Below are 25807 nucleotides of genomic sequence, written 5' to 3'. Positions count from 1 at the left end.
GCACGGAGGAAAAAACAATCATGCACTGGCTTTTAACACACTGTTGAGTTCTCAAGAAACGGACGCGTACACCGACCGCGACCGGAAATCTTCGTTCCGGCTCGACCGGGGCTCACCGTTCTGTTGTTACTTAGTTTACCCGCCCGACACAATTCGCGTCAAATCGTTTGATTTGTTGCTTACCGGGTTAAAGCGGGCATTACTTCTACCCTGTTTCCAGAGCAACCCTACCAACTTACTCTATCGCTTTCCTATTGTCCAGCGAAACAGTCAGTCGTTTCGCGGAAATCGGTCGACGACACAGCGGCGCAGGACTCTCCGTCGAAGACGGTGAATCCGTTGCGTTGGCCGGGATTTCCCGGGAGCCAGGCGCCTGATGGCGACCTGTCGTTCCCTGGGGCGTAGAGAACACTAAACGCCCGCCGGAGACCCGTCAAATCGCTGTGACGGTGATCCTCGCAGGTCAGTAACCGACCCCCGCAAAGTCTCACGCATCCGCCACAGGACTGTTACCAGGCATCCGCCGGCTTCCGTACGCCCGGTGGGGAGCGGCCGGAAGCCGAGCGGTGTCGAGACGTCAGGCCGAGCGCAGCTCGACGCCGCCCACGGACCGCTTCCCGCGCCGGAGCACCAGGAAGCGCCCGTGCAGCAGGTCGTCGTCGGTTGGCACGTACGCCTCGTCGGAGACCTTCACGTTGTTGACGTACGCCCCGCCCTCCTTGATGGCGCGGCGCGCGGCCGACTTGCTCTCGACCAGCCCGCTCTCGGCCAGCAGGTCGACGAGGGTGGCCCCCAGGGCGGGCACCGTGGCGGTGGGCACCTCCGCGAGGGCGGCCGCCAGCGTGCGCTCGGGCAGCGCCTCCAGGGACCCCTGGCCGAACAGCGCCGCGGAGGCCGCGATCACCGCGGCGCACTCGTCGGCGCCGTGCAGCAGCGTGGTGAACTCCTCGGCGAGCGCGCGCTGCGCCTCACGCGCGGCCGGACGCTCCGAGGCGCTCTTCTCCAGAGCCTCGATCTCGTCGCGGGACCGGAAGCTGAAGATCTTGAGGAACCGCACGACGTCGCGGTCGTCGGCGTTCAGCCAGAACTGGTAGAAGGCGTAGGGCGAGGTCAGCTCGGGGTCTAGCCACACCGCCCCCCCGGCGGTCTTGCCGAACTTGGTGCCGTCGGCCTTGGTGATCAGCGGCACGGTCAGCGCGTGCACGTGGGCGCCCTCGACCCGGCGGATCAGGTCGCAGCCGGCCGTGATGTTGCCCCACTGGTCGCTGCCGCCGATCTGCAGCGTGCACCCGTGCCTGCGGTGCAGCTCCAGGTAGTCGTTGGCCTGCAGGATCTGGTAGCTGAACTCGGTGTAGCTGAGGCCCTCGCCCGCCAGGCGCGCGGAGACGGACTCGCGGGCCAGCATGCGGTTCACCGGGAAGTGCTTGCCGACGTCGCGCAGGAAGTCGATCGCCGAGAGGCCGGCGGTCCAGTCGAGGTTGCTGACCAGGACCGAGCCGGAGCCCTCGGACAGGTCGATGAACTTCTCCACCTGCACGCGGATGCGCCGCACCCACTCGGCGACGGTCTCGGCGGAGTTGAGCGACCGCTCCTCGCTCTTGCCGCTGGGGTCGCCGATCAGACCGGTGGCGCCTCCGACCAGGCCGATCGCCCGGTGCCCGGCGCGTTCGATGCGGGTGAGGGCCAACAGCGGCACGAGGTTGCCGACGTGCAGCGAGGGGGCTGTCGGGTCGAACCCGCAATAGACCGTGATCGGACCCTCGGCCATCGCCGCCCGCAGGGCGTCGATGTCGGTGGACTGCGCGATCAAGCCGCGCCACGCAAGGTCATCGAGGATGTCGGTCACGGTCCTGGCTTTCGTGGGTCGGTCAGCGGATGGAAGTGCGGCTTTCGCCCGATCGAGGCTTTCGCCTCGTCAGACAAGCCTGCCCGATCATCTCACCACTTCGCCACCGAAAAGGCGCCGGGCAGCTCACCCGGGCCGCCGCTTGGGCACATGCTTGCGGTACGGCGACACCGTGGGGTCGCCGTCGATCCAGTAGCGCCAGGGGATGTCCGCGGCGCTGGAGACGCCGGTGCGCGGGCCCGTGCGGATCAGGGCGGCGTCCGGCGGGTCGCCCTCCAGGACCCGCGGCTCCCCCGCCGCGGGGTCGCGGCCCGAGTCGTCGCAGCAGTCGAGGCCGTTGTGCTCACGGGCGATGCCCAGGGCGACCGCCAGGCGCGCCGGCCCGCGCCCGAGGTCGCGGTCGAGGAGTGGACGGTTCGCGCCGGTGGTCGCGGCGGCGTCGCCCGGGCGGGCGCGCCGCCTGCGGGCCTCCTGCACGCCCTCGATCACCTCGCCGGCGCGCAGCAGCACCCCCGAGCCCATGCCCTCGGGCATGCACACGAGGTTGACGCAGTAGTGCATGCCGTAGGTGAAGTAGACGTACAGGTGCCCGGGCGGGCCGAACATGACCGCGTTGCGCGGGGTGCGGCCGCGGTAGGTGTGGGAGGCGGGGTCCTCACCGGGCGGGCCGTACGCCTCCACCTCGGTGAGGCGGACGGCGACCGGCCCGTGCACGAGGACGCGCCCGAGAAGGTCGGGCGCGACCTCGTGGGAAGGCCGGTCGAAGAACTCCCGGTCTAGGACCCGCTCGCCCACGCCGCCTGCCCGTCGACCGTCTCGCGCAGCGTGAGGAGCTGGTTGCGCACCTGGGCGGGGGCGGTGCCGCCGTACGCCTTGCGCGAGGCCAGCGCGCCCTGCACGTTGAGCACCTCCAGCGCGCCGGGCAGCTCCTCGCCGTCGGGCCCGGTGAGCCCGCCGGCGCCCGGGGCGAAGTGCGGGGAGATCTTGGCGAGATCCTCCTCGGTGAGCCGCTCGAAGGTGGTGTCGTTGACCTGGCACCACACCACCAGATGGCCGACCGCCTCGTGGGCGTCGCGGAACGGCACCCCCTTGCGCACCAGCAGCTCGGCGAGGTCGGTGGCCAGGGCGAAGCCGTCGGGCGCCGAGGTCTCCAGCCTCGCGGTGTTGACCCGCATGGTGGCGACGAGCCCGGAGACCGCCGGGAGCACCAGCAGCAGGGTGTCGACGGCGTCGAACACCGGCTCCTTGTCCTCCTGCAGGTCGCGGTTGTAGGTCAGAGGCAGGCCCTTGAGCGTGGTGAGGAGCGCGGTGAGGTCGCCGATGAGCCTGCCCGATTTGCCCCGGGCCAGCTCCGCGACGTCGGGGTTCTTCTTCTGCGGCATGATCGACGAGCCGGTCGAGTAGGCGTCGTCCATCTCGATCCAGTGGAACTCCTGTGAGGCCCACAGGACGATCTCCTCGCCCAGGCGCGACAGGTGGATGCCGATCATCGCGGCGCAGAACAGGAACTCCGCGGCGAAGTCGCGGTCGGCGACGGCGTCCATGGAGTTCGCCGCCGCCGAGGTGAAGCCGAGCTCCTCGGCGACCGCCTGCGGGTCCAGCGGCAGCGAGGAGCCGGCCAGCGCGCCGGCGCCCAGCGGGGAGACGGCCGCGCGGCGGTCCCAGTCGCGCAGGCGGTCGACGTCGCGGGCCAGCGGGTGGACGTGGGCCAGGAGCTGATGGCCGAACGACACCGGCTGGGCGTGCTGCAGGTGCGTCATGCCGGGGGCCGCGGTGGACGCGTGCTCCTCGGCCTGGCTCATCAGCGCCGTCTCCAGCTCCACCAGCCGCGACACGATGTGGCGGACGTGGTCGCGCAGGTAGAGCCGCAGGTCGGTCGCCACCTGGTCGTTGCGGCTGCGGCCTGCGCGCAGCTTGCCGCCGAGCGAGCCGAGCCGCTCCAGCAGCCCGCGCTCCAGCGCGGTGTGCACGTCCTCGTCGGCCACGGTGGGCCGGAACTCGCCGGCCTTGCAGGCCCGATCGAGGTCGTCGAGCGCGCCGATCATGCGTTCGAGCTCGTCGGCGGTGAGCAGCCCCGCCTGATGCAGCACCCGGGCGTGCGCCCGTGACGCCAGCAGGTCGTACGGGGCGAGCCGCCAGTCGAACTGCACGCTCACTGAGAGCCGTGTCAGCGCGTCCGCCGGACCGCCCTCGAACCTGCCACCCCAGAGCCGCATGGGCTTGCCACCCTCAGCCACCGTTCTCCTCTTCTCCTCGCCGTTGCCAATCCGCGACCCTAGCCCACTCGGGGGCTCAGCCGAGACGCTCGTCCCGCGCGGCGGCGATCTTGGAGGGCAGGCTCCACAGCTGGACGAAGCCCTTGGCGAGGGACTGGTCGAAGGCGTCGCCGGTGTCGTAGGTCGCCAGCGAGAAGTCGTACAGGGACGCCTCCGAGCGCCGGCCGGTCACCACGGCGCGCCCGCCGTGCAGCGTCATGCGGATCTCGCCGGTGACGTGCTTCTGGGTGTCGGCGATGAAGGCGTCGAGCGCGTGCTTGAGCGGCGAGAACCACAGGCCGTCGTACACCAGCTCGCCCCAGCGCTGGTCGACCGTCCGCTTGAACCGGGCGAGGTCGCGCTCGACGGTGACGCTCTCGAGCTCCAGGTGGGCGGTGATCAGCGCGATCGCCCCGGGGGCCTCGTAGACCTCGCGGGACTTGATGCCGACCAGCCGGTCCTCGACCATGTCGAGGCGGCCGACGCCCTGGGCGCCGGCGCGCCGGTTGAGCTCGGCGATGATCTGGAACGGCGTCATGGGGAGGCCGTCCACGGCGACCGGGACGCCGGCCTCGAAGCTGATCACGACCTCGTCGGCCTCGCGCGGCTGCGCGGGGTCGGCGGTGTAGGCGTAGACGTCCTCGATGGGGCCGTTCCAGATGTCCTCCAGGAAGCCGGTCTCGACGGCCCTGCCCCAGATGTTCTGGTCGATGGAGTACGGCGACTTCTTGGTGACGTCGATCGGCAGCCCCTTCTCCTCGGCGAAGGCGATGGCCTTGTCGCGGGTCCAGGCGTAGTCGCGCGCGGGCGCGATCACCTTGAGCGAGGGGTTGAGTGCGGCGAGACCGGCCTCGAAGCGGACCTGGTCGTTGCCCTTGCCCGTGCAGCCGTGCGAGACGTGCGTGCCCTTGAACTCCTTGGCCGCGGCGACCAGGTGCTTGACGATCAGCGGGCGCGACAGCGCGGAGACCAGCGGGTAGCGGTCCATGTAGAGCGCGTTGGCCTGCAGGGCGGGCACGCAGAAGTCGGCGGCGAACTCCTCGCGGGCGTCCACGACCACCGACTCGACGGCGCCGCAGTCGAGGGCGCGCTTGCGGATTACCTCCATGTCCTCGCCGCCCTGGCCGACGTCGACCGCGACGGCGACGACCTCGGCGCCGGTCTTGTCGGCGAGGAAGGGAATCGCCACGGACGTGTCGAGGCCTCCGGAGAAGGCGAGTACCACCCTGTCGCTCATTTATCTGCTCTCCCTGGAAAGAATTCGGTATGGCCTGTGCGGAATGCCCGGTGCGCGGCGCCGTCGTCGGCGCCCGCTCACGCGGGCTGGCCTCGTCGGGCGGTCAGCCCGAGCAGGGCGTCGGCGAGCTCGGCTCCGCCCGCGGGGTCGCGGCTGATGACGAGGATCGTGTCGTCACCGGCCACGGTGCCGAGGATGGACGGCCACTCGGCGTGGTCGATGGCGGAGGCCAGGAACTGCGCGGCCCCGGGGGGCGTCCGCACGATGACGAGGTTGGCCGAGGACTCGGCCGACACCAGGAAGTCCTCGGAGACGCGCCGCAGCCGGGAAGCGGGAGTCTCGCCGCCGCCGTTGCGGGTGAGCAGCGGGATGCGCCCGCCGCCCTCGCCCGGCAGGGCGTACACCAGCGCCCCGTCGTCGGCCCGCAGCTTGAGGGCGCCCAGCTCGTCCAGGTCGCGTGAGAGTGTGGCCTGGGTGACCTCGACGCCGCTCTCGGCGAGCAGCCGGGCCAGCTCCGGCTGGGAGCGCACGCGGTGCCGGGTGACCAGGTCGGCGATCTTGGCCAGCCTGCCGGCCTTGGTCAGCGGGATCGTCATCGCGTCACCAGCCAGTGCAGCAGCGCCTTCTGGGCGTGCAGGCGGTTCTCGGCCTGGTCCCACACCAGGCTCTGCGGGCCGTCGAGCGCCTCGGCGGTGACCTCCAGGCCGCGGTAGGCCGGCAGACAGTGCAGGACGACGGCGCCGGGCGCGGCGGCCGCGAGCAGCGCGGCGTTCACCTGGTAGGGCATGAGGTCGGCGACCCGCTGGTCCTTGCCCTCCTGCCCCATCGACACCCAGGTGTCGGTGGCCAGGACGTGCGCCCCGGACGCCGCCCGCTCTGCGTCGGTCAGCACCGCGACCGAGCCGCCGGTGGACGCGGCGATCTCCGCCGCCCGGTCGAGGATCACGGCGTCCGGCTGGTAGGCGGCCGGGGCGGCGACGCGCACGTGCATGCCGGCGGTGGCGCCGCCGAGCAGGTAGGAGTGCGCCATGTTGTTGGCGCCGTCGCCGAAGTAGGCGAGGGTCTGCCCTGCCAGCGGCCCGCGGCTCTCGCGGATCGTGAGCAGGTCGGCGAGCACCTGGCACGGGTGGAAGAGGTCGGTCAGCGCGTTGACGACGGGCACGGAGGAGGCCGAGGCCATCGCCTCCACACGCTCCTGGCCGAAGGTGCGCCAGACGATGGCGGCGACCTGCCGTTCGAGGACGCGCGCGGTGTCCTCGACGGGCTCGCCCCGGCCCATCTGGGAGTTCGCGCCGTCGATGATCAGCGGCTGCCCGCCGAGTTCGGCGATGCCGACGGCGAAGGAGATGCGGGTGCGGGTGGAGTGCTTGTCGAAGAGCACCGCGACGGTCATCGGGCCCTCGAAGGGGCGGTATCCGTGGCGGTCCTTCTTCATCGCCTCGGCGAGGTCGAGCACCTCGGCCTGCTCGGCCGGCGTCAGGTCGTCGTCGCGCAGGAAGTGCCGGACGGGGCGGCCCGCGCTCAGGGGGCCGGCTCCGCTCGTGGGTGCGCCGGTCACGGGGTCACCTCCGCGAGGATCGCCGGCAGGGCGGCGAGGAACGAGTCGATCTGCTCGAAGGTGATCACCAGCGCCGGCGCCAGGCGCACGGCGTCGGGCTGCACGGCGTTCACCAGGAAACCGGCGCGCTGGGCGGCCGCCTGGACGTCGGCCGCGCGCTCGGCGGACAGCACCATCGCCAGCCACAGCCCCCGGCCACGCACCCCCGACACCAGCGGGTGTCCGAGGGCCTGGATCCCGCTGGACAGCCGCTCGCCGGCGGCGCGGGCGTGGGCCAACAGGCCGTCGTGGTCGATGGTGTCCAGGACGGCCAGGGCCGCCGCGCAGGAGACGGGGTTGCCGCCGAAGGTGGAGCCGTGGTCGCCCTTGGCGAAGATGACGCCGGCGTCGCCGAAGCCGACGCAGGCGCCGATCGGCATGCCCCCGCCCAGCCCCTTGGCCAGGGTGAGCACGTCGGGGACGACGCCGTCGTGCTGGTGGGCGAACCAGTGCCCCGTGCGCCCGATGGCCGACTGGATCTCGTCGAGCACCAGCAGCGCGCCGGTGGTGTCGCAGATCTCGCGCGCGGCGGTCATGTAGCCGGGCGGCGGGGGCACGACGCCGGCCTCGCCCTGCGTGGGCTCCAGGAAGACGGCGGCGCACTCGTGCGTGACGGCCTGCTTGAGCGCGTCGGCGTCGCCGTAGGGGATGAAGCGCACGTCGAGCGGGAAGGGGCCGAACTGGTCGCGGATGGACGCCTTGCCGGTCAGGGCGAGCGCGCCGAGGGTGCGGCCGTGGAAGCCGTTCTCGGCGGCGACGAAGTACCGCCTGCCTGTCGTCCTGCCGTACTTGATGGCGAGCTTGGCGGCGCACTCGTTGGCCTCGGTGCCGGAGTTGGCGAGGAAGACGCGGCCCGGGGTGCGCAGCAGGCCGAGCAGGCGCTCGGCAAGCAGGACCTCCGGCTCGTTGACCAGCAGGTTGGAGCTGTGGGCCAGCGTGGCCGCCTGGCGGGACACGGCCTCCACCAGGGCGGGGTGGCCGTGGCCGAGCGAGCTGACCGCGATGCCGGCGAACAGGTCGAGATAACGCGCCCCGTCGGCGTCCCACAGATAGGCGCCCTCGCCGCGGGCCAGCGCGAGCGGGGGCACGCCGTAGTTGGGCATGAACGCGGCCTCGAAGCGGTCGCGCAGATCGGCGTTCGCCGTCCGCGCCGGGCCCGCGGTCACTGGGCGGCCTCCGGTAGCACCATGGTTCCGATCCCCTCGTCCGTGAAGATTTCGAGCAGCACGGCGTGCGGCACCCGGCCGTCCAGCACGTGCGCCTGGGGCACGCCGCCGGTCACGGCGGTCAGGCAGGCCTCCATCTTGGGCACCATGCCGCTGGACAGCTCCGGCAGGAGCTTGGCCAGCTCGCCGGCGCTCACCCGGCTGATCACCTCGGACGGGGAGCCGTCCTTGGAGGCGGGCCAGTCGGCGTACAGGCCCTCGACGTCGGTGAGCACCACGAGCTTGCGGGCGCCGAGCGCGACGGCCAGCGCGGCCGCGGCGGTGTCGGCGTTGACGTTGTAGACCTCGCCGTCCTCGCCGCGGGCGACCGAGGACACCACCGGGATGCGGCCGTCGTCCAGCAGCGCGCGCACGACCCCGGCCTCGACCTCGACGATCTCGCCGACCTGGCCGATGTCGACCAGTTCGCCGTCGACCTCGGCGTGCTTGCGCTCGGCGGTGAACAGGTGGGCGTCCTCGCCGGACATGCCGATCGCGAACGGCCCGTGCCGGTTGATCAGGCCGACGACGTCGCGGTTCACCTGGCCGACCAGGACCATGCGTACCACCTGCATCGCCTCGGGTGTGGTGACGCGGAGCCCGGCGGTGAAGCTGCTCTCGATGCCCAGGCGGTCGAGATGGGCGTTGATCTGCGGGCCGCCGCCGTGCACGACGACCGGCTTGAGGCCGGCGTGCAGCAGGAACGCCATGTCGTCGGCGAAGCCGCGGCGCAGGGCCTCGTCGGCCATCGCGTGCCCGCCGTACTTGACCACGACGGTCTCGCCGCGGAACCGCGCCAGCCAGGGCAGGGCCTCGATGAGCACGACCGCCTTGGCGTGCGCGCCGGAGATGGACGGGGCCGCCGGGACGGCCCGGCCGTGTGCCGCCGGGCCGCTCATGTGGAGTACGCCGAGTTCTCGTGGACGTACTCGGCGGTGAGGTCGGTGGTGTGGACGGTGGCCGAGTGCGGGCCCGCCGACAGGTCGATGGTGATCGTCACGTCGCGGGGGCGCAGGTCGACCTTGGCACGGTCGTCTCCGGCGGCGCCGCCGCGGCAGACCCAGATGCCGTTGATCGCGACGTTGACGCGGTCGGGGTGGAAGGCGGCGTCGGTGGTGCCGACCGCCGACAGGACCCGGCCCCAGTTGGGGTCCTCACCGTGGATGGCGCACTTGAGCAGGTTGGACCTGGCAACGGCCCGGCCGACGGTCAGGGCGTCCTGCTCGGCGGCCGCGCCCACGACCTCGATGGCGATCGCCTTGGAGGCGCCCTCGGCGTCGACCAGGAGCTGGCGGGCGAGGTCGGCGCAGACCTCGGTCACCTTCTTCTCGAACTCCGCGAGGTCGGGCGTCACGCCTGAGGCGGCGCTGGCGAGCAGCAGCACGGTGTCGTTGGTGGACATGCAGCCGTCGGTGTCGAGCCGGTCGAAGGTCACGGCGACGGCCCGGCGCAGCACGCGGTCGAGCTCCTCGGCGGGAAGGTCGGCGTCGGTGGTGACCACGCAGAGCATGGTGGCCAGGGCCGGGGCCAGCATGCCCGCGCCCTTGGCCATGCCGCCCACCATGTAGCCGCCGCCCTTGCGGAAGGCGATCTTGGTGACGGTGTCGGTGGTGCGGATGGCGTCGGCGGCGTTCAGGCCGCCGTCGCGGGTGAGCCGGCCCGCGGCCTCGCCGACGCCGTCCAGCAGCCTGTCGACGGGCAGCCGCTCGCCGATCAGGCCGGTGGAGCAGACGGCGATCTCACCGGCCGAGTCGCCGAGCAGCTCGGCGACCTTCTCGGCGGTCGCGTGGGTGTCCTGGAAGCCGAGCGGGCCGGTGCAGGCGTTGGCGCCGCCGGAGTTGAGGACGACGGCCTTGACCCGGCCGCCGGACACCACCTGCTGGGACCACAGCACCGGTGCCGCCTTGACACGGTTGCGGGTGAACACCCCGGCCGCGGCCCGCGAGGGGCCGTCGTTGACGACGATGGCGACGTCGCGCTCGCCGCTCGCCTTGAGGCCGGCGGCGACGCCCGCCGCGCGGAATCCGAGGGGTGCGGTGACGCTCATGCGCGCTCACCGCCGGGCGTGTGGAACGACGTCGTGCGGGCTCCCCCGCTTACGCGGGCGGCTGTGACGAGAGGGCTCACGGGGCGACTCCATCGAGGGGAAGGCCGAGTTCTTCGGCCAGGCCGAGGGCGAGGTTGGCGCTCTGGATCGCGCCGCCCGCCGTTCCCTTGGTGAGGTTGTCGATGGCCACGACCGCCACCACACGGCCGGACCGCTCGTCGAGCGCCACCTGCAGTGCGGCGGTGTTGGCGCCCAGCGTCATCGCCGTCGCCGGCCAGGTGCCCTCGGGCAGCAGGCGCAGGAACGGCTCGTCCTTGACCGCCGCCGCGTACGCCTCGCGCAGCGCGGCCGCGGTGAGGCCGGGCGCGGCCGGGGCGGTGCAGGTGGCGAGGATGCCCCGGCTCATGGGGGCCAGCATCGGGGTGAAGGAGACCTTCACCGGCCGGCCGGCGACCCGGGACAGGTTCTGCTCCATCTCGGGGGTGTGGCGGTGCACCCCGCCGACCCCGTAGGCGGCGACCGAGCCCATGACCTCGCTGCCGAGCAGGTTGGTCTTGGCCGAACGGCCGGCGCCAGAGGTGCCGCTGGCCGCGACCACCACGACGTCGGGCTCGGCGAGCCCGGCGGCGAAGGCCGGGAACAGGGCCAGGGTGACGGAGGTCGGGTAGCAGCCGGGCACCGCGACGCGGCGGGCGCCGCGGAGCACGTCGCGCTGGCCGGGAAGTTCGGGCAGGCCGTAGGGCCAGGTGCCGGCGTGGTCGCCGCCGTAGAAGTGGGCCCACTCGGCGGCGTCCTCCAGCCGGAAGTCGGCGCCGCAGTCGACGACCAGCGTGCCGTCGCCGAGCCGCTCGGCGACGGCGGCGGACCGGCCGTGCGGCAGGGCGAGGAAGACGACGTCGTGCCCGGCCAGGGCCTCGGGGGTGGTCTCCAGCAGGACACGGCCGGCCAGGGAGGGCAGGTGCGGCTGGTGCGCGCCGAGCGTGCCGCCGGCGTTGGAGCCGGCCGTCAGCGCGCCGATCTCGACGGCGGGATGGCGCAGCAGGAGGCGCAGCAGCTCGCCCCCGGCGTAACCGCTGGCTCCCGCGACCGCCGCCCTCATGAAACCTCCCGCATGGTCATGCATTCGACCTCATAGCTACACGGTGAAAGTATGCACCTCGCGGGATCTTCATGCAAATCATTCGCCACGGCGATCTCACCTCCGGAACAAGCCTCTGTTATACGTACCTACCGGTCGGTATCCTCACTTTCCAGCCGATCCGTACTCAGCGCCGGGAGTCACCACGCATGACTGTCACTCCAGACCAGGCCCAGGAACAGCTCACCGCGCCGGGCCAGCTCTTCGAGATGGACGAGGTCGAGATCCGAGGGGCGAGGATCCGGACATGGAAGCACGCCCCCACGACGTTCCGGACGATGCTGGAGAACAGCCGATTCCACGGCGACGCCGTCTTCCTCGTCTACGAGGACGAGCGGATCACCTACGAGGAGCACTTCCGCCGGGCCGCCACCCTCGCCAACCGGCTGGTCGAGGACTTCGGCGTGACCAAGGGCGACCGGATCGCCATCGCCATGCGCAACTACCCCGAATGGGTGGTCGCCTTCTCGGCCACGCTGGCGGCCGGCGCGATCGCCGTCCCGCTCAACGCCTGGTGGACCACTCCGGAGCTGGAGTACGGCGTGTCCGACTCGGGGGCCAAGGTGATCTTCGCCGACGGTGAGCGCGCCGAGCGGCTGCGCGGGAGCACCGTGCCGGTGATCGTCACCCGCTCCCCCGGCGACCTGCCCCCCGGCGCGCGGGACCTGGCCGACGTGCTCGGCGAGGTGCGCGCCGACGTCACCCTGCCCGCCGTCGAGTTCGCGCCCGAGGACCCGGCCACGATCTTCTACACCTCCGGCACCACCGGCCGCCCCAAGGGCGCGCTCGGCACCCACCGCAACCTCGGCCAGGCGCCGATGACCGTCGCCTACGCGATGCTGCGCAGCGTGGCGCTGGCGGGCAAGGACCCCGCCACCGCGGCCGGCACCCGGCGCATCACCCTGCTGACGGTGCCGCTCTTCCACGCCACCGGCTGCTTCGCCGTGCTGACGGCGACCATGTTCACCGGCGGCGGCCTGGTGCTGATGTACAAGTGGGATCCCGGGCAGGCGCTGCGGCTCATCGAGCGCGAGAAGGTCACCGTGCTCACCGGCGTCCCCACCAACGCCTGGCAGCTGCTGTCGCACCCCGACTTCGGCAAGTACGACATCTCCAGCCTCGGCGGGGTGAGCTACGGCGGCGCGCCCGCCCCGCCCAAGCTGCTGGAGCGCATCGGCGAACAGCTTCCCCAGCGGCAGGCGTCCAACGGGTACGGCATGACCGAGACCACCGCCCTGGCCGTGTACAACAGCGGCGCCACCTACCAGGCGCGGCCCGACAGCATCGGCCTGCCGGTCGCCGTCTGCGACGTGCGGATCTCCGACCCCATGGGCGGCGAGGTGCCGGTGGGGCAGGTCGGCGAGCTGTGCATGCGCGGCCCCAACGTGATCGCCGGGTACTGGAACCGGCCGGAGGCGACCGCCGAGACCTTCGTCGGCGGGTGGCTGCACACCGGCGACCTGGCCAAGGTGGACGAGGACGGATTCGTGTACATCGTCGACCGGGCCAAGGACATGGTCATCCGGGGCGGCGAGAACGTCTACTGCGCCGAGGTCGAGGCCGCCCTGTTCGAGCACCCGGCGATCGACGACGCCGCCGTGATCGGCATCCCCGACGAGGAGCTCGGCGAGCAGGTCGGCGCGGTCGTGCGGCTCAAGCCCGGCGTGCCGGCGACGCCGGAGGAGCTCAGGGCGTTCCTGAGCGGGACGCTGGCGCCGTTCAAGGTCCCCGTCCGGTTCTGGTTCCGCGACTCGGAGCTGCCCCGCAACCCCGGCGGGAAGATCCTCAAGACCCATCTGCGCAAGGAGACCCTGGGCCTGTAGCCCGTCTCCCGCACGCCCGCGGGCACCCTGCGATGAGGGGCGGGCCGATGCCGCTGACGTCACCGTCCGCCGCGCGCCCGCGGGCACCCGGCCCGCCGTCCTGAGGCCGGGGCCCGCCGGCCGGGGCGAAATTCGGTTGCCCTGACCAGGCACGGCCCTCCACACTGCCGCCTGTGCCCACCACGCCCGGACGGTCTCTGACCCGGCTGCTGCTTCGGCTGCGCATGGATTTGAGCCCGCTGCGCCAGTCCCGCGACTTCCGGCTGCTGCTCGGCTCCAGCATGATCACCATGTTCGGCAGCGTGGTGACCATGGTGGCCGTTCCGTACCAGATGAAGCAGCTCACCGGCTCCTACGTCGCCGTCGGCCTGGTCAGCCTCGCGGAGTTCGTGCCGATGGTGGTGTGCGGCCTGTGGGGCGGGGCCATCGCCGACGCGCTCGACCGGCGCAAGATCGTGATCTGGTCCGAGGTCGGCCTCTGCTTCACCTCGGTGCTGCTGATGGCGAACACGCTGCTGCTGCCCCCGCAGGCCCAGATCCCGGTGCTGTACGTCGTGGCGGCGCTGGCGGCCGGCCTGGCCAGCCTGCGCGGGCCCAGCGAGCAGGCGATCCTGAACCGGGTGCTCAAGCTCGACCACATGGGCGCGGCCTTCGCCATCCAGAGCCTGGCCCGCAACGTCGGCATGATCATCGGCCCGGCGGTCGGCGGGGTGATCGTCGTCGTGCTCGGCCCCGCCACGGCCTACGGCATCGACGTGGTGTCCTTCCTGCTGTCGTTGTACCTGCTGGTGCGGGTCGCCCCCGTCGCCGTCCCCGGCGACGGCAGCCCAGCGTCGCTGCGGTCCCTGGTCGAGGGCGTGCGCTACGCCGTCCGGCGCCCCGACCTGATGGGCACCTACCTGGTCGACATCGCCGCGATGGTGTTCGCGTTCTCCAACGCCCTCTACCCGTTCCTCGCCGACGAGCTGCGCCATCCCACGGCTCTCGGCCTGCTGTACGCGGCCGGCGGCATCGGCTCGGCGATCGCCTCGGCCACGTCGGGCTGGACGAGCCACGTGCACCGCCACGGCCGCGCGGTCATCATCGCGGCCTCGCTGTGGGGCGCCGGGGTCGCCCTGGCTTCGCTGATGCCCAACATCTGGCTGGTGGCGGTCTTCCTGGCCGTCGCCGGCGGCGCCGACACGATCAGCGGCGTGTTCCGCAGCGTGATCTGGAACCAGACCATCCCCGACGAGTACCGCGGCCGTCTGGCCGGCATCGAACTGCTCTCGTACTCCACCGGCCCCATGCTCGGCGACGCCAGGGCCGGCTTCATGGCCCAGCTGGGCGGCGCCCGCTTCTCCCTGGGCGCGGGCGGCCTCCTGTGCATCGGCGCCGTGGCCGCCATGGCCGCCGCCCTCCCCGCCTTCCGCCGCTACGACGCCCGCACCGACGAACACGCCCTGGCCCAACGCGCCCGCCGCGCCGAGCCCACGGCCACCGTCTAGGCGAGCGGGGCCGCGAGCCCCGGCTTCAAGTCTCGTGCGGGGGGGCGCGCGGAAATGGCACTCCCTCGCGTCATCGGGAGGCCGTGCGAGGTGCACGGGTCGGGCTGTGTGGGTGTCATGGGCGAGGGCGATCCTCACCGGGGCCATTGATCCGTTGTTGGGGCGAGCGTATGTTCCTCCCAACCGAGTACACCTCATGTTTCTGGGGGTTCTCTCACATGCACGCACGTCTCCGGCGCACGATGATCGCGGCCACCGCCCTCGGGATCGTCGCGCTGGCATCCCCCGTCGTGCCCGCATCGGCGGCCACCGCCACCACCGCCGCCACGACGACCACGACCTCCACCACCACGGCCTTCTACCCCGCCGACGACTACTGTCTCGGCGAGTGCGCGGACGTGCTGCCGCCCGGGCAGAACGGCAACGCCACCCTGGTCGACATCCTGGCCAACCAGTCGCTGGGCACCAGGCCCCGGCACAGCGACGACCAGCTCGGCAAGTACGCCGGGCTGATCTCCGGCTACACCGGGCTGACGAACGACCAGATCGCCACGTTCTTCAACGACGCCTCGTTCGGCGTGCCGGCGGGGCAGGTGGAGAGCACCGTCAGCCCGCGGGCGGACGTGACGATCGTCCGCGACCGGGCCACCGGGGTGCCGCACATCACCGGGACGACCCGCGAGGGCACCATGTTCGGCGCCGGGTACGCCGGCGCGCAGGACCGGCTGTGGGTCATGGACCTGCTCAGGCACGTCGGCCGGGGCGAGCTGACCCCGTTCGCCGGAGGCGCGCCCGGCAACCGGGCGCTGGAGCAGAGCGTCTGGCGCAACGCCCCCTACACCGAGGCCGACCTGCAGACCCAGATCGACCGGCTGCGCGACTCCGGCCCCCGCGGGGCGCAGCTCTACGCCGACGTCCGCGAGTACATCAACGGCGTCAACGCCTACATCGACCGCTGCATGGCCGACCGGAACTGCCCCGGCGAGTACGTCCTGACCGGGCACCTGGACGCGATCACCAACGCGGGCGGGCCCGTGGACTTCACCATGACCGACCTGGTCGCGGTGTCCGGCGTGATCGGCGGGCTCTTCGGCGGAGGCGGCGGCGCGGAGATGCAGTCGGCGCTCGTCCGGGTGGCCGCGCGCGCCAAGTACGGGACGGCGGCCGGCGACCAGGTGTGGGCCGCGTTCCGCGCGCAGAACGACCCCGAGGCGGTGCTCACCCTGCACAACGGGCAGAGCTTCCCCTTCGGCGCCGCGCCCGCCGCCACCGGCGTCGTGCTGCCCGAACCGGCCACGACCTCGCCGGTCGACATCACCCAGAACGAGAGCGGCTCGGCCACCTCCGCCGCCTCCACGGCCAAGGGCGTGCTCGACGGGCTGCTGGTGGACAACTCCAAGCCCGGCATGTCCAACGCGGTGGTCGTCTCGGCCGCCGAGTCGGCGTCCGGGCACCCGATCGCGGTGTTCGGCCCGCAGACCGGGTACTTCGCCCCTCAGCTGCTCATGCTGCAGGAGCTGTCGGGGCCGGGCGTCAGGGCACGCGGCGTCGCGTTCGCCGGCGTCAACCTCTACGTGCTGCTCGGCCGGGGAACGGACTACGCCTGGAGCGCCACCTCCAGCGGCCAGGACATCACCGACACCTACGCCGTGCGGCTGTGCGACCCGGCGGGCGGAACGCCCACCGTGGCCTCCGACCACTACCTGTACCACGGCACCTGCACGGCGATGGAGACGCTGAAGAAGACCAACCGCTGGCGGCCCACCGTCGCCGACCCCACCGCCCCGGGGTCCTACGACCTGGTGGTCAAGCGGACGAAGTACGGCCTGGTCACCTGGCGGGGCACCGTCGGCGGGCAGCCCACCGCGTACACCGCCCTGCGCTCGACCTACCAGCACGAGGCCGACTCGGCCGTCGGGTTCCAGATGTTCAACGACCCCTCGCAGATGGGGGACGCCACGGCGTTCAGGAACTCGGCCTCCACCATCGGCTTCGCCTTCAACTGGTTCTACGTCAACTCCTCCCAGTCGTCGTACTTCATGTCCGGGAACAACCCCGTCCGCTCGGCGGTGTCGGATCCGAACCTGCCGATGACGGCCGACCCGGCCCACGAATGGGCCGGCTACGACCCTGCGACCAACACCGCCACCTACGCCCCGGCCGCCGCCCACCCGCAGGCCACCGACCAGGACTACTTCGTGAGCTGGAACAACAAGCAGGCCAAGGACTACGGGGCCTCCGACGGCAACTTCAGCTTCGGCGCCGTCCACCGCGCCGACCTGCTGGACGCGCCGGTGAAGGCGGCCCTGGCCGGGGCCGGCAAGCTGGACCGGGCCGGCACCGTCAAGATCATGGCCGAGGCCGCCGTCACCGACCTGCGGGGCAAGGAGGTCCTGCCCGACCTGCTGCGGGTCATCGGCTCCGCACCGGTGAGCGACCCGGCGCAGGCCTCGGCGGTCGCCAGGCTGTCCGCGTGGGCCGCCTCGGGCGCCAAGCGGCTGGAGACCTCGCCCGGCTCCAGGGCGTACGCGCACGCGGACGCGATCCGCGCGTTCGACGCCTGGTGGCCCAGGCTCGTCCAGGCCCAGTTCAGGCCCGGGCTCGGCGACCCGCTGTACCGGTCGCTGGTCGACGCAATGCAGATCAACGAGTCCCCCTCGGGCCACCAGCGCGGAGACCTCTCCTCGCTGCCCGGCTCGGCCGGCGAGGCCCAGGCGCACAAGGGGTCCTCGTTCCAGTACGGCTGGTGGGGCTACGTCAGCAAGGACGTGCGCGCGGTGCTCGGTGATCCGGTCGCCGGTCCGCTTCCCGCGAAGTACTGCGGGGACGGCACCGTCGCGGGCTGCCGCACGGTGCTGCTGAACAGCCTGGCGGCGGCGCTGGCGGAGCCGGCCACGACCACCTACCCGGGCGACGACGTCTGCTCGGCGGGCGACCAGTGGTGCGCCGACTCCATCGAGCACTCGCCGCTGGGCGGCATCAAGCACTCGCTGATCTCGTGGCAGAACCGGCCGACCTACCAGCAGGTCGTGTCCTTCCCGGCACGCAGGGGCGAGGCCGTCGCCAACGTGGCCGCCGGGAAGACGGCCCGCGCGTCCAGCAGCGAGTTCTTCCTGCTCTACCCGGCGAGCAAGGCCGTGGACGGCGACCCGTCGACCCGCTGGTCGAGCGCGGCCAGCGACAACCAGTACATCCAGGTCGACCTCGGCGCCCCCACCTCAGTGGCCCGGGTCATCCTGCGGTGGGAGGCGGCCTACGGGTCGGCGTACGCGATCCAGACCTCCACCGACGGATCCGCCTGGACCACCCGCCACAGCACCACCGCCGGCAACGGCGGCGTCGACAACGTGACCTTCGCCCCGGTCACCGCCCGCTACGTGCGCATGCAGGGCACGACCCGGGCGACGTCGTACGGCTACTCGCTCTACGAACTGGAGGTCTACCCCCGCTGAGGCGGCGGACCCCTCGCAACCGGCCGGCGGCGGACGCCCTCCGCCGCCGGGCCCGGGCCGCCCACCGCCCCCGTTCGCCTCAGGAGGGCTCAGGAGGGCTCGAGATGCCGGAGCACCCGCGCGCGCGTCGCGGTGCCGAGACGATCCAGCAGGTGGACGGCGCGCCGTTCCGGTAGCGATCTCAGCAACCCCGCGACGGCCGCGGGCGGCACGTGCCCGAGGACCTCGCCGACCGTCTTCGCCGAATGCTCCGACATGGCGTCCACCACGTGCGCGGCGACCGGCCCGGCGGCGAGGATCGTGATGATCCCGGCCGCGGTCCTGGCGTAGGCGCGCACGAGGATACGAGCGGCCTCGTGCGGCGGCATCACGGTCAACAGCCGGGCGGCGGCGTCCAAGTCCATGTAGTCGAGCGCCCGGCCCGCCCTGGCCGCCTTCAGCGTCTGCAACAGTGCCGCGGTCTCCCGGCCGCCGAACGCCATCGCGCCCAGCAGAACGCCCGTGGTCCGGGCCGGGGTCACCGCCAGGATCGAGGCCGCCACATCGCGGGGCAGGGCGAGCAGGACGCGCCCGGCGACGTCGGGGGCCTCCTTCGCCAGCAGATCCCGGCCGGCTTCGGCGGGCAGCCGCGCGCAGAGGCGTGCGGCGGACTCGGCGGGCAGGTCGCCGAGAGGCGCGGACGGCCGCGGCGGGGCGGCCTGGGGCCGCGGCGGGGCGGCCTGGGGCCGCGGCGGGGCGGCCTGGGGCCGCGGCGGGGCGTCACCGCCCGGCCGGGGTCGGTGCGGCGCCGCCGGTCGAGCGCTCGCCGCTCGTCCGGCGTGCCGGTCACGCGTGCCCGGTCCCGCCTGTGCGGGACGGGCGGCGTGGTTTCGGACGAGGGACCGCAGGACGAGATCGAGCTCGCCCGCCTTCATCCGCCGATCGGGGTCCTTGTGGAGCAGCCGCGCGATCGCCTCGGACAGCGGGCCTCGGCGCGCGGGCCGGGGGCAGGCGTGGTCGGTGATGGCACGCAAGGTGGCGACCACCTCCTCGCGCCCGAAGGGCGAATACCGCTCAAGCGCCCAGAAGAGGGTCACCCCGAGCGACCACAGGTCGGAGGCGGGCGTCAACGTGCGGCCGTCTATGCGTTCGGGGGACATGAACTCCAGGGTGCCGACGAAGCCGTTCTGCGCGGTCAGGGGGCTCGCGCCGCCGATCTGCGCGACGCCGAAGTCCACCAGCAGCACCTCGCCGGCCCGCCCGATGACGATGTTGGCGGGCTTCACGTCGCGGTGCAGCACCCCCGCGTCGTGCGCGGCGTTCAGTCCTCCGAGCACGTGGAGGCCGATCCGCGCGATGTCGCGTTCGTCCAGCTCTCCCTCGTCGATGAGGTCGCGAAGCGACCGGCCCTCGATGTACGCCATGACGATCCACGGGCACCCTCGGTCCTCGAACACGTCGTGGATGTCGACGACGCTGGGGTGCTTGATGCCGGCCGCGGCGCGCGCCTCCCGCAGGGCACGCTCGCGGCGCACCGCCATCGGCTCCCCGTTCGCGACCAGCACGAGCTCCTTGAGCGCGACGCGGCGCCCGAGCAGTTCGTCGGCGGCGAGCCACACGTTTCCCATGCCGCCCCTGCCGAGCGGCTCCAGAAGCCGGTACCTGCCCCTGAGCAGGCTGTTCCGCGAGGCGGACGTCATCGGCATCTCAATCGTCGTCGGGGAACAGCTCGCGTCTGCGGGACCGCTCGGGGCCTCCGGCCTGCGAGAGCGTGATCGCGCGCGTGTCCGGCATCTCGCGGAGCGACTCGTCCTCCAGGGACGCGGAGTCGTCTCCCAGGTGCGCGGACGGTCCCAGGTGCGCGGACGGCGGCGGGGGCCCGGGCTCGGGCGGGACGACGGGAGGAACAGCGACGGGATCGTGCGCGGCGCGCCATTGCGCGGCCGGCTCCCTCACCCAGATGTCGTCCAGCCCCTGCTGCCTCGTTCTCGACCCGGTCCAGGCGTCCGCGTTGAGGCTTTCCCTGGCGCCGATGAACTCCTTGCGCGCCATGAGGTCGAGCACCTTCTCGTAGTTCCCCGGCTTCTGCATCAGTTTGACGGCGACCGGCAGGCACTCGATCAGCAGGAAGAGAAGGAAGAGAAGGAATCTGGCCGCGTTGAGCGTCAAATCCCTGCCGGAAACCTGGTTGAGAGCCTGCAGCCGGATCAGAAGGCCGTTGAGGCTCTGGTTCTCCGCGTCGAACGACGCCTGCAGTTCCATCTGCCGGCGCTCGGCCACGTCGAGTTGGCTTCGCAGTTTGGGAAGTTCGGCCCTCGCCGCCTCCAGCCGGATGCCCTTCGCGTCCTCGCTGGTGGCGGTGAGTTCTCTCTTGCGCTCCTCGATCTGGTTATTCAGCCGGTCGACGCGTTGCCGCGCTTTTTCGTAGTTCTTCTTGCTGGTCTGCGCGAGCACGCCGTCCCCCTTGCGGGGACAGTCGGGCCCGCCGTAGAGCTGGCACTGCCATTCGTCGTACTGCTCCTTGACGACCCCCTGCTGGGCGTCACGCTCGGCGAGCAGCGACTTCATCTTCGGGTCCTTCGCCGGGTCCTGCGCCACCTCCCCGCCCGATGTGACGATCTTCTCCTGGGCGGCCAGCGCGCCGCGAAGGCGCGTGACCTCCGCGCCGACGGCGCCCCTGTTCTGCTGGTCGGTGAACGCGCCGGCGCGGTCCTGTTTGATCTCGACGATCTGGGCGTCGATCTCGGATTTGAAGATCTGGAGCACGAGGGGGGTGGAGATCACCACGCCGAGCAGCGCGGCCATGATGATCCGCGGCACGGCCAACCGCCACCGGCGCGGTCCGTCGGGCTGGATCGAGCCGACCAGCCACCGGTCGAGGCTGAGAATGGCGAGTCCCCAGACCAGGCTGGCGGGGATGGCGACGAGTAGGTGAATGCCGAGGGCACTGTGCAAGGCGAACGCCATGGAGACGGCGGCCAGCACGCTGGTGGTGAGCACCGCGCCGCCGATGCCCTCGAACTTGCCGCGTTCGGTCGCACAGTGCTTGAGAACCTCCGGACGGGCGCCGGATAGGACAACTAGGACATTCTGCATTTACCACTCCCAGCATCAGCAGTGGCCTGAAGTCAGGGACACCCTAATTGCGGCCCACCACATCAGCACCCATCGCCATTTAGGCTATACATATAACTCAGCATGGTCATACTAGGGCGCATTGCAAAGATCACGCGGATAAGTCCGCCGGGGGATCAAGATCCAGCGAACGGCGCACCGCCAAGAGTGCTCCGTTTGTTCCACGCACGTTATTGGAGCGGCATTTGACCCTTTTGGGGGATAATCCCCTGCGTAAGGCTCTTGTCGAAGGAATAGCCGACCTGGTGGAGTCTCGTCGACTGATCGTCTTCGACGTCGCGGCCGAGGGCGTCACCCCTTTCGAGGTACGCCGCGACGAGGCCGGCACACCACGGGGCTGGGCCAACCCGACGGTGCGCTGGGACGGCGCCATGGCCGCCGCGGCCGCACGGGCGGTGGACCTGGCCGCCGGCGAGCCCGGCCGCGACACGGTCATCCTGGTGAACACCTCCCCCGACGGCTCACCGGCCGGCGAGGCGATGGACCGGCTGCAGGCGGCGCTTCCGGAGGCCGCCGCCTTCGCCGAGACGGGCGCGAGGGTCGACGAACTGCTCCGCGAGGCCATCGCCGACGATCCCCTGGTGCAGTCGTATGACCTCATCGTCGCGAAACGGCACCCCGTCACGGGCCGGCTCCGGCTGGGCGGTCACCCGCTGTTCGGCCTGGAGTCGCGCCGCGGCGCGGTGGCGGAGGTGGCGATCCGGTGCGAGCCCAGCGACGAGGACGGCGTCATGTTCGCCGTCGCGGCCTGGCAGGATCGCCGGCCGAGGCTGCTGTCCGTCCACGCCGCGAGGCTGCCCCCCGGCCGTCACACCGTGGTCGCCCAGCTCATACGTCCAGGACGTGTCGAGTTCTCCGAGCCGCCGGGGATGGTCAGGTCTGATCGCACCTGGGAGGAACTGGTCGACGCGGTGCCGCCGCGGCTCGACCACCCCCCGGCCGGCCCGGTGCATCTCGTCTGCGCGGTCGAGGTCGACGGGCCCGGCGAACAGGTCCACGAGCGCATCGGCCGGGTGGGGCAGCTCGTCTCGGCGATCGCCGACGACCTCGCGGACGCGCTGAGGGTCTCGCTGATCGCCTACGGCTCCCACGCGTACCAGCGAGGGGCCGTCGACGAACCGCTTCACGTGCCGAGCTGGCAGGTCTCCGCCAAGCGCGCCCACGAGGCACTGCGCCGTCTGGAGGATCGCCATCCGGAGCACGACGCGGCCGCCGTCCACGGATACTTCTACGCGGCCCCGGTCGAGGACGTGCTGGAGGAGGTGACCCGCAGGCTCGGCGCCGGGGACGGCGGCCGCGCGCTCCTGCTCACGGTCGGGGCCCGGCCGCCCCACCCCCCTCGGGCCGACCTGTCGGAGATCCTGCCCTGTCCCGGCCGGTACGACTGGGAGAGGCTCCTGTCGCGGCTCGAAACGCTCCCCGGCCTGACCTTCGGCGCCATCTGCGACCACCCGCCCCGCGAGGCGCACCCCGTCTGGCGGCGTCTGGGAAAGGACGCGCTCGCCCACCTGGAGGCCGTGGACGTGCGCACCTTCAGCACGGCGCTGGGCCTCGCGGCCCCCTCCCGCCGCCGCATCCCCTTTCCGTTCCTGGCCGCGCCCTGAGCCGGCTCGCACCATGGATTGAGTGAGGTCCGATCATGCCCCCTGAGCAGCAGAAGCCGTCGCCACCCGAGCACAGCATCGCCATATGGGGCGCGCCGGGCAGTGGCAAGACCACGTTCCTGGCCGCCCTGAACATCGCTCTCATGCACAAGAAGGGCCCGTGGCGCATCTTCGGCAGCGACGGTCCCTCAAGCGACTTCCTGGTCGAGATGACGACCGCCTTGTCCAAGAACCAGAGTTTTCCCGAGGCGACGCAGGCCATAGGCAACTACAGATGGGTGCTGAGCCGCAAGGCGGACGACGACGGGCCGGGGCGAAGCCTGAGACCGAAGCCGAAGACCGCCCACCGCATCGGCCTGGACGTGGTCGACGCGCCGGGCGGCTTCTACCACGCCCAGCGCGCCAAAGCGGGCCCTGATCGCGAGGCCCTGCTGGACAACCTGGAACGCAGCAGCGGCATCGTCTACCTCTTCGACCCGATCCGGGAGTTCAAGTCCGGCGACGCGTTCGACTTCCTGCACGGGGTGCTGACCGATCTCGCGGGGCGGATGCTCTCCAACGGCGAGTACGCCGACGACATGCTGCCGCACCATCTGGCGGTGTGCGTCACCAAGTTCGACGACCTTCGTGTCCTTCGGACGGCTCAGAAGCTCGGGATGCTGATGCCGGACCCCGACGACCAGCACTCCTTCCCCCGGGTCGACGACGACTACGCGGAGGAGTTGTTCCAGGAGCTGTGCTCGGTGTCCTCCAGCGGGTACGCCGGGATGGTCGTGCCCGCCCTCAAGCAGTTCTTCCGGCGCGAGCAGATCAAGTTCTTCGTGACCTCGTCGATCGGGTTCTTCGTGGATCCCGCCAAGGGAAGCTTCGATCTCGACGACCCGCAGAACCTGCTGCCGGAGGCGCCAAGGCATCCGGGAGAGCCCGCCGGGCCCGGCGGGCCGCCCGCCAAGAGATACCGCATCCGAGGGCCGGTGTATCCGATCAACGTGGTCGAGCCGATGCTCTGGCTCGGACAGCGGATGGCCGCCCAGGCGCCGAGAAGGACGGCCGGCAGGTGAGGCCCACGGTGAAGATCGTCGCCGAGTGGGCGGTCTGGGGGAAGCGGCAGGGCACGGAGGACGACTACGGGGTCCTGCGCTGCAACAAGGGTCACTTCAGCGACGCCGACTTCCGCGACATCATGACCAGGTGGACGCCGGGGACCCTCGCCAGCCTGCCCGAGGTGACGATCAGTTACGTCAACGGACCCGGCGACGTCGCGTACGTCGGCATGGCCATCCAGTGCTGGTCCGACGAGCAGGACGGATTCGGCCGTCCCATCGCCGTCACCCGCTACGCCTGCGTCCCCTACACCGACCTGGCCTGCGGGCCGGTGTCATACGAGGACCTGGCACGCGCCTTCGACCAGGACCCGGGCACGGACGCCGCGTCCGCCCGCGCCCCGCTGGTCCTGGACGTCCCGGCGTTCGACCACGGCGACATCGCGTCACGGGTCGACCGCACGCACATGGCGGCGGCGGCGCTGCTGCTGACCGACCGGCAGGTGTGCATCGTCGGCGCCGACGCCCTGCCCATGATCGAGCGGCTGCGGCACCTCGACACCGTGGCGGCGCTGCTCCCCTACGGCCTGCGAACAAGGCTGACGGCCTCCACCTGGACCGACAGCTCGGCGGCGCACCGCATCAGACTCGCCTTCGCCAAACACCCCCGGGACGAGGCGCACGCCGTCACCTGGGGGGCCGGCGACGACATCGGCGTGCCGGGCGGCGACATCGCCCGCCGCTACTTCGAGCTGCTGCTCCAGCGCTCCCCCGCCGAGCTCGTCGACAGGCTGGCCCGCACCACCGAGCCGCTGACGTTCAAGACCCCCTCGGAGGCTCTGGCACTGCTGGACGACTCCGGTCGCACGCTGGTCGCCGGCGGCTCCCCCGCCCCGGCGCACACCGTCGAGGAGGACCTGCACCTGTGCGCCGGCCTGCTCGCCGAGAGACGCACAGGCGAGCTCAGCGTCGTCGTCGGGCGGCTCGGCCGCAGTGCGCAGCTTCGTGAACCCGCCGGTGAGGAGCCGGAGCGTTACCGGGAGATCATCGAGACCCGCCTGCTGCCGGCCGCGACGACCAACCTCACCGACGACATGGCGGTCGAGTTCCTCCAGGTGCTGCTGACCCTCGGTTACGGGCGCAGGCTCACCGTCGAGTCCTACGAGAGGATCATGCGGGCGGGCGGGCGGAACCCGTCGCTGGTGAGGGCGATGTGGCCGCGCCTGCAGGCGGCCGAGCCCGGCGTCGCCGTGCGACTCGCGCTGCATCTGGACAGGACCCAGCAGGCCCGGCTCCTCGGACAGGTTCAGACCCCGGACCTCGTCGCGGAGGCGGCGCGCGAACCGTTCCACCCCGCGCTGGTCCTGCGCGTGCACCAGGAGTTGGTCTCACGGGGGGCGGGGACCGAGGATCCCGAGATCGCCCCCGCGCTGGGCAGGCACGCCTACCTGGCGGACGCGATCGCGGCGGCGCACCCGGACGACCCCGAGGCCCAGATCCGCCGCCTGAGGCAACTGCTCGTCGCGGCCTACGGCGCGTCCCTGGACCAGAGCCACGTCGAGGAGATCCTGGCCTGCGTCATGCGACCGCCGCGGGCGAGGCTCGTCACCGCGGCGATGGACCAGTACGGAGACGCGGCCGAAGACGCGCTGCGGGAGGCCGTGCTGGGCCGGGCCGGGCTGGGCGGGACGAAACCGTGGCACGAGCTGGGGCAGGCGTACGCCCCGGAAGCCGAGGCGCCGGTCGACGGGCAGACCACACGATGGTTCCGCAAGACCGGGTTCAGGCTCCGCAACCGGGATGCCGAGCTTCTCGCCGAGGACTCCCCGGTCCCCGACGTCGAGCCGCCCTCCCCGCTCATCCCGCCTCTCGGCAAGATCCTTCTGTGGGCCGTCGGGATCGTGATGGCCGGCACGCTCGCCTACCTGGCCGCCTTCCACGGCTAGCGTCCGACTGGTG

Annotated in this window: 18 protein-coding genes; 6 read left to right on the top strand and 12 right to left on the bottom strand. The window is 71.8% G+C overall.

The window, feature by feature from the left end:
* Window positions 1-577: 577 nt before the first annotated feature.
* The 10 genes from tyrS to argC form a co-directional block, all read right to left on the bottom strand.
* On the bottom strand, window positions 578-1846 hold the full coding sequence (gene tyrS / locus PYR91_RS18565) for a tyrosine--tRNA ligase (RefSeq protein ID WP_279781131.1): 1269 nt from the start codon (window positions 1844-1846) through the stop codon (window positions 578-580).
* Window positions 1847-1972: 126 nt separating this feature from the next.
* Window positions 1973-2641, bottom strand: a complete 669-nt coding sequence (locus PYR91_RS18560; protein WP_279781130.1) for a DNA-3-methyladenine glycosylase — start codon at window positions 2639-2641, stop codon at window positions 1973-1975.
* Window positions 2623-4083 carry an argininosuccinate lyase gene (argH, locus tag PYR91_RS18555; protein ID WP_279781129.1) on the bottom strand — a complete coding sequence of 487 codons (1461 nt, stop codon included), beginning with the start codon at window positions 4081-4083 and terminating at the stop codon, window positions 2623-2625. The genes PYR91_RS18560 and argH overlap by 19 nt, the downstream gene beginning before the upstream one ends.
* Window positions 4084-4138: 55 nt before the next feature.
* Window positions 4139-5338 carry an argininosuccinate synthase gene (locus tag PYR91_RS18550; RefSeq protein WP_279781128.1) on the bottom strand — a complete coding sequence of 400 codons (1200 nt, stop codon included), beginning with the start codon at window positions 5336-5338 and terminating at the stop codon, window positions 4139-4141.
* A gap of 77 nt (window positions 5339-5415) precedes the next feature.
* The gene (locus PYR91_RS18545; protein ID WP_279781127.1) at window positions 5416-5934 is read right to left on the bottom strand and encodes an arginine repressor; all 519 of its coding nucleotides are present in this window, start codon (window positions 5932-5934) and stop codon (window positions 5416-5418) included.
* Window positions 5931-6896: an ornithine carbamoyltransferase gene (gene argF / locus PYR91_RS18540; protein WP_279781126.1), complete on the bottom strand. Its 966-nt coding sequence runs from the start codon at window positions 6894-6896 to the stop codon at window positions 5931-5933. Before argF ends, PYR91_RS18545 begins: the two co-directional genes overlap by 4 nt.
* Window positions 6893-8101: an acetylornithine transaminase gene (locus PYR91_RS18535; protein WP_279781125.1), complete on the bottom strand. Its 1209-nt coding sequence runs from the start codon at window positions 8099-8101 to the stop codon at window positions 6893-6895. The genes argF and PYR91_RS18535 overlap by 4 nt, the downstream gene beginning before the upstream one ends.
* Window positions 8098-9039, bottom strand: a complete 942-nt coding sequence (gene argB, locus PYR91_RS18530) for an acetylglutamate kinase (protein ID WP_279781124.1) — start codon at window positions 9037-9039, stop codon at window positions 8098-8100. The genes PYR91_RS18535 and argB overlap by 4 nt, the downstream gene beginning before the upstream one ends.
* Window positions 9036-10187, bottom strand: a complete 1152-nt coding sequence (gene argJ, locus PYR91_RS18525; RefSeq protein WP_279781123.1) for a bifunctional glutamate N-acetyltransferase/amino-acid acetyltransferase ArgJ — start codon at window positions 10185-10187, stop codon at window positions 9036-9038. Before argJ ends, argB begins: the two co-directional genes overlap by 4 nt.
* Window positions 10188-10263: 76 nt before the next feature.
* Window positions 10264-11286, bottom strand: coding sequence for an N-acetyl-gamma-glutamyl-phosphate reductase (gene argC / locus PYR91_RS18520; RefSeq protein ID WP_279781122.1), 1023 nt, complete (start codon window positions 11284-11286; stop codon window positions 10264-10266).
* Window positions 11287-11474: 188 nt separating this feature from the next.
* Between argC and PYR91_RS18515 the strand changes: the two genes are divergently transcribed.
* The 3 genes from PYR91_RS18515 to PYR91_RS18505 all read left to right on the top strand — a co-directional run bounded on the left by PYR91_RS18515 (window position 11475) and on the right by PYR91_RS18505 (window position 18087).
* Window positions 11475-13148 carry a class I adenylate-forming enzyme family protein gene (locus PYR91_RS18515; protein WP_279781121.1) on the top strand — a complete coding sequence of 558 codons (1674 nt, stop codon included), beginning with the start codon at window positions 11475-11477 and terminating at the stop codon, window positions 13146-13148.
* 173 nt (window positions 13149-13321) lie between these two features.
* Window positions 13322-14635: an MFS transporter gene (locus tag PYR91_RS18510; RefSeq protein WP_279781120.1), complete on the top strand. Its 1314-nt coding sequence runs from the start codon at window positions 13322-13324 to the stop codon at window positions 14633-14635.
* 218 nt (window positions 14636-14853) lie between these two features.
* Window positions 14854-18087, top strand: a complete 3234-nt coding sequence (locus PYR91_RS18505; RefSeq protein WP_279781119.1) for a penicillin acylase family protein — start codon at window positions 14854-14856, stop codon at window positions 18085-18087.
* Between the two features lie 89 nt (window positions 18088-18176).
* On the opposite strand, the gene PYR91_RS18500 is transcribed toward PYR91_RS18505, so the two are convergent.
* Both PYR91_RS18500 and PYR91_RS18495 read right to left on the bottom strand, forming a co-directional pair.
* Window positions 18177-19766: a protein kinase gene (locus PYR91_RS18500; protein ID WP_279781118.1), complete on the bottom strand. Its 1590-nt coding sequence runs from the start codon at window positions 19764-19766 to the stop codon at window positions 18177-18179.
* Window positions 19767-19773: 7 nt separating this feature from the next.
* Window positions 19774-21162, bottom strand: a complete 1389-nt coding sequence (locus PYR91_RS18495; RefSeq protein ID WP_279781117.1) for a DUF4407 domain-containing protein — start codon at window positions 21160-21162, stop codon at window positions 19774-19776.
* Window positions 21163-21446: 284 nt separating this feature from the next.
* On the opposite strand from PYR91_RS18495, the gene PYR91_RS18490 reads away from it, so the two are divergent.
* Genes PYR91_RS18490 through PYR91_RS18480 form a run of 3 tightly spaced genes read left to right on the top strand, consistent with a single transcriptional unit; the run spans window position 21447 to window position 25794 of the window.
* Window positions 21447-22805: a hypothetical protein gene (locus PYR91_RS18490; RefSeq protein WP_279781116.1), complete on the top strand. Its 1359-nt coding sequence runs from the start codon at window positions 21447-21449 to the stop codon at window positions 22803-22805.
* 35 nt (window positions 22806-22840) lie between these two features.
* Window positions 22841-23866 carry a hypothetical protein gene (locus PYR91_RS18485; protein ID WP_279781115.1) on the top strand — a complete coding sequence of 342 codons (1026 nt, stop codon included), beginning with the start codon at window positions 22841-22843 and terminating at the stop codon, window positions 23864-23866.
* Window positions 23863-25794, top strand: a complete 1932-nt coding sequence (locus PYR91_RS18480) for a hypothetical protein (RefSeq protein ID WP_279781114.1) — start codon at window positions 23863-23865, stop codon at window positions 25792-25794. Before PYR91_RS18485 ends, PYR91_RS18480 begins: the two co-directional genes overlap by 4 nt.
* The last annotated feature ends 13 nt before the right edge of the window (window positions 25795-25807 follow it).

This window comes from Sphaerisporangium sp. TRM90804 (assembly GCF_029846175.1).
Lineage (GTDB): Bacteria > Actinomycetota > Actinomycetes > Streptosporangiales > Streptosporangiaceae > Sphaerisporangium.
Note: the sequence above shows the minus strand (reverse complement) of the source record. Positions and strands in the feature narration are given on the sequence as shown.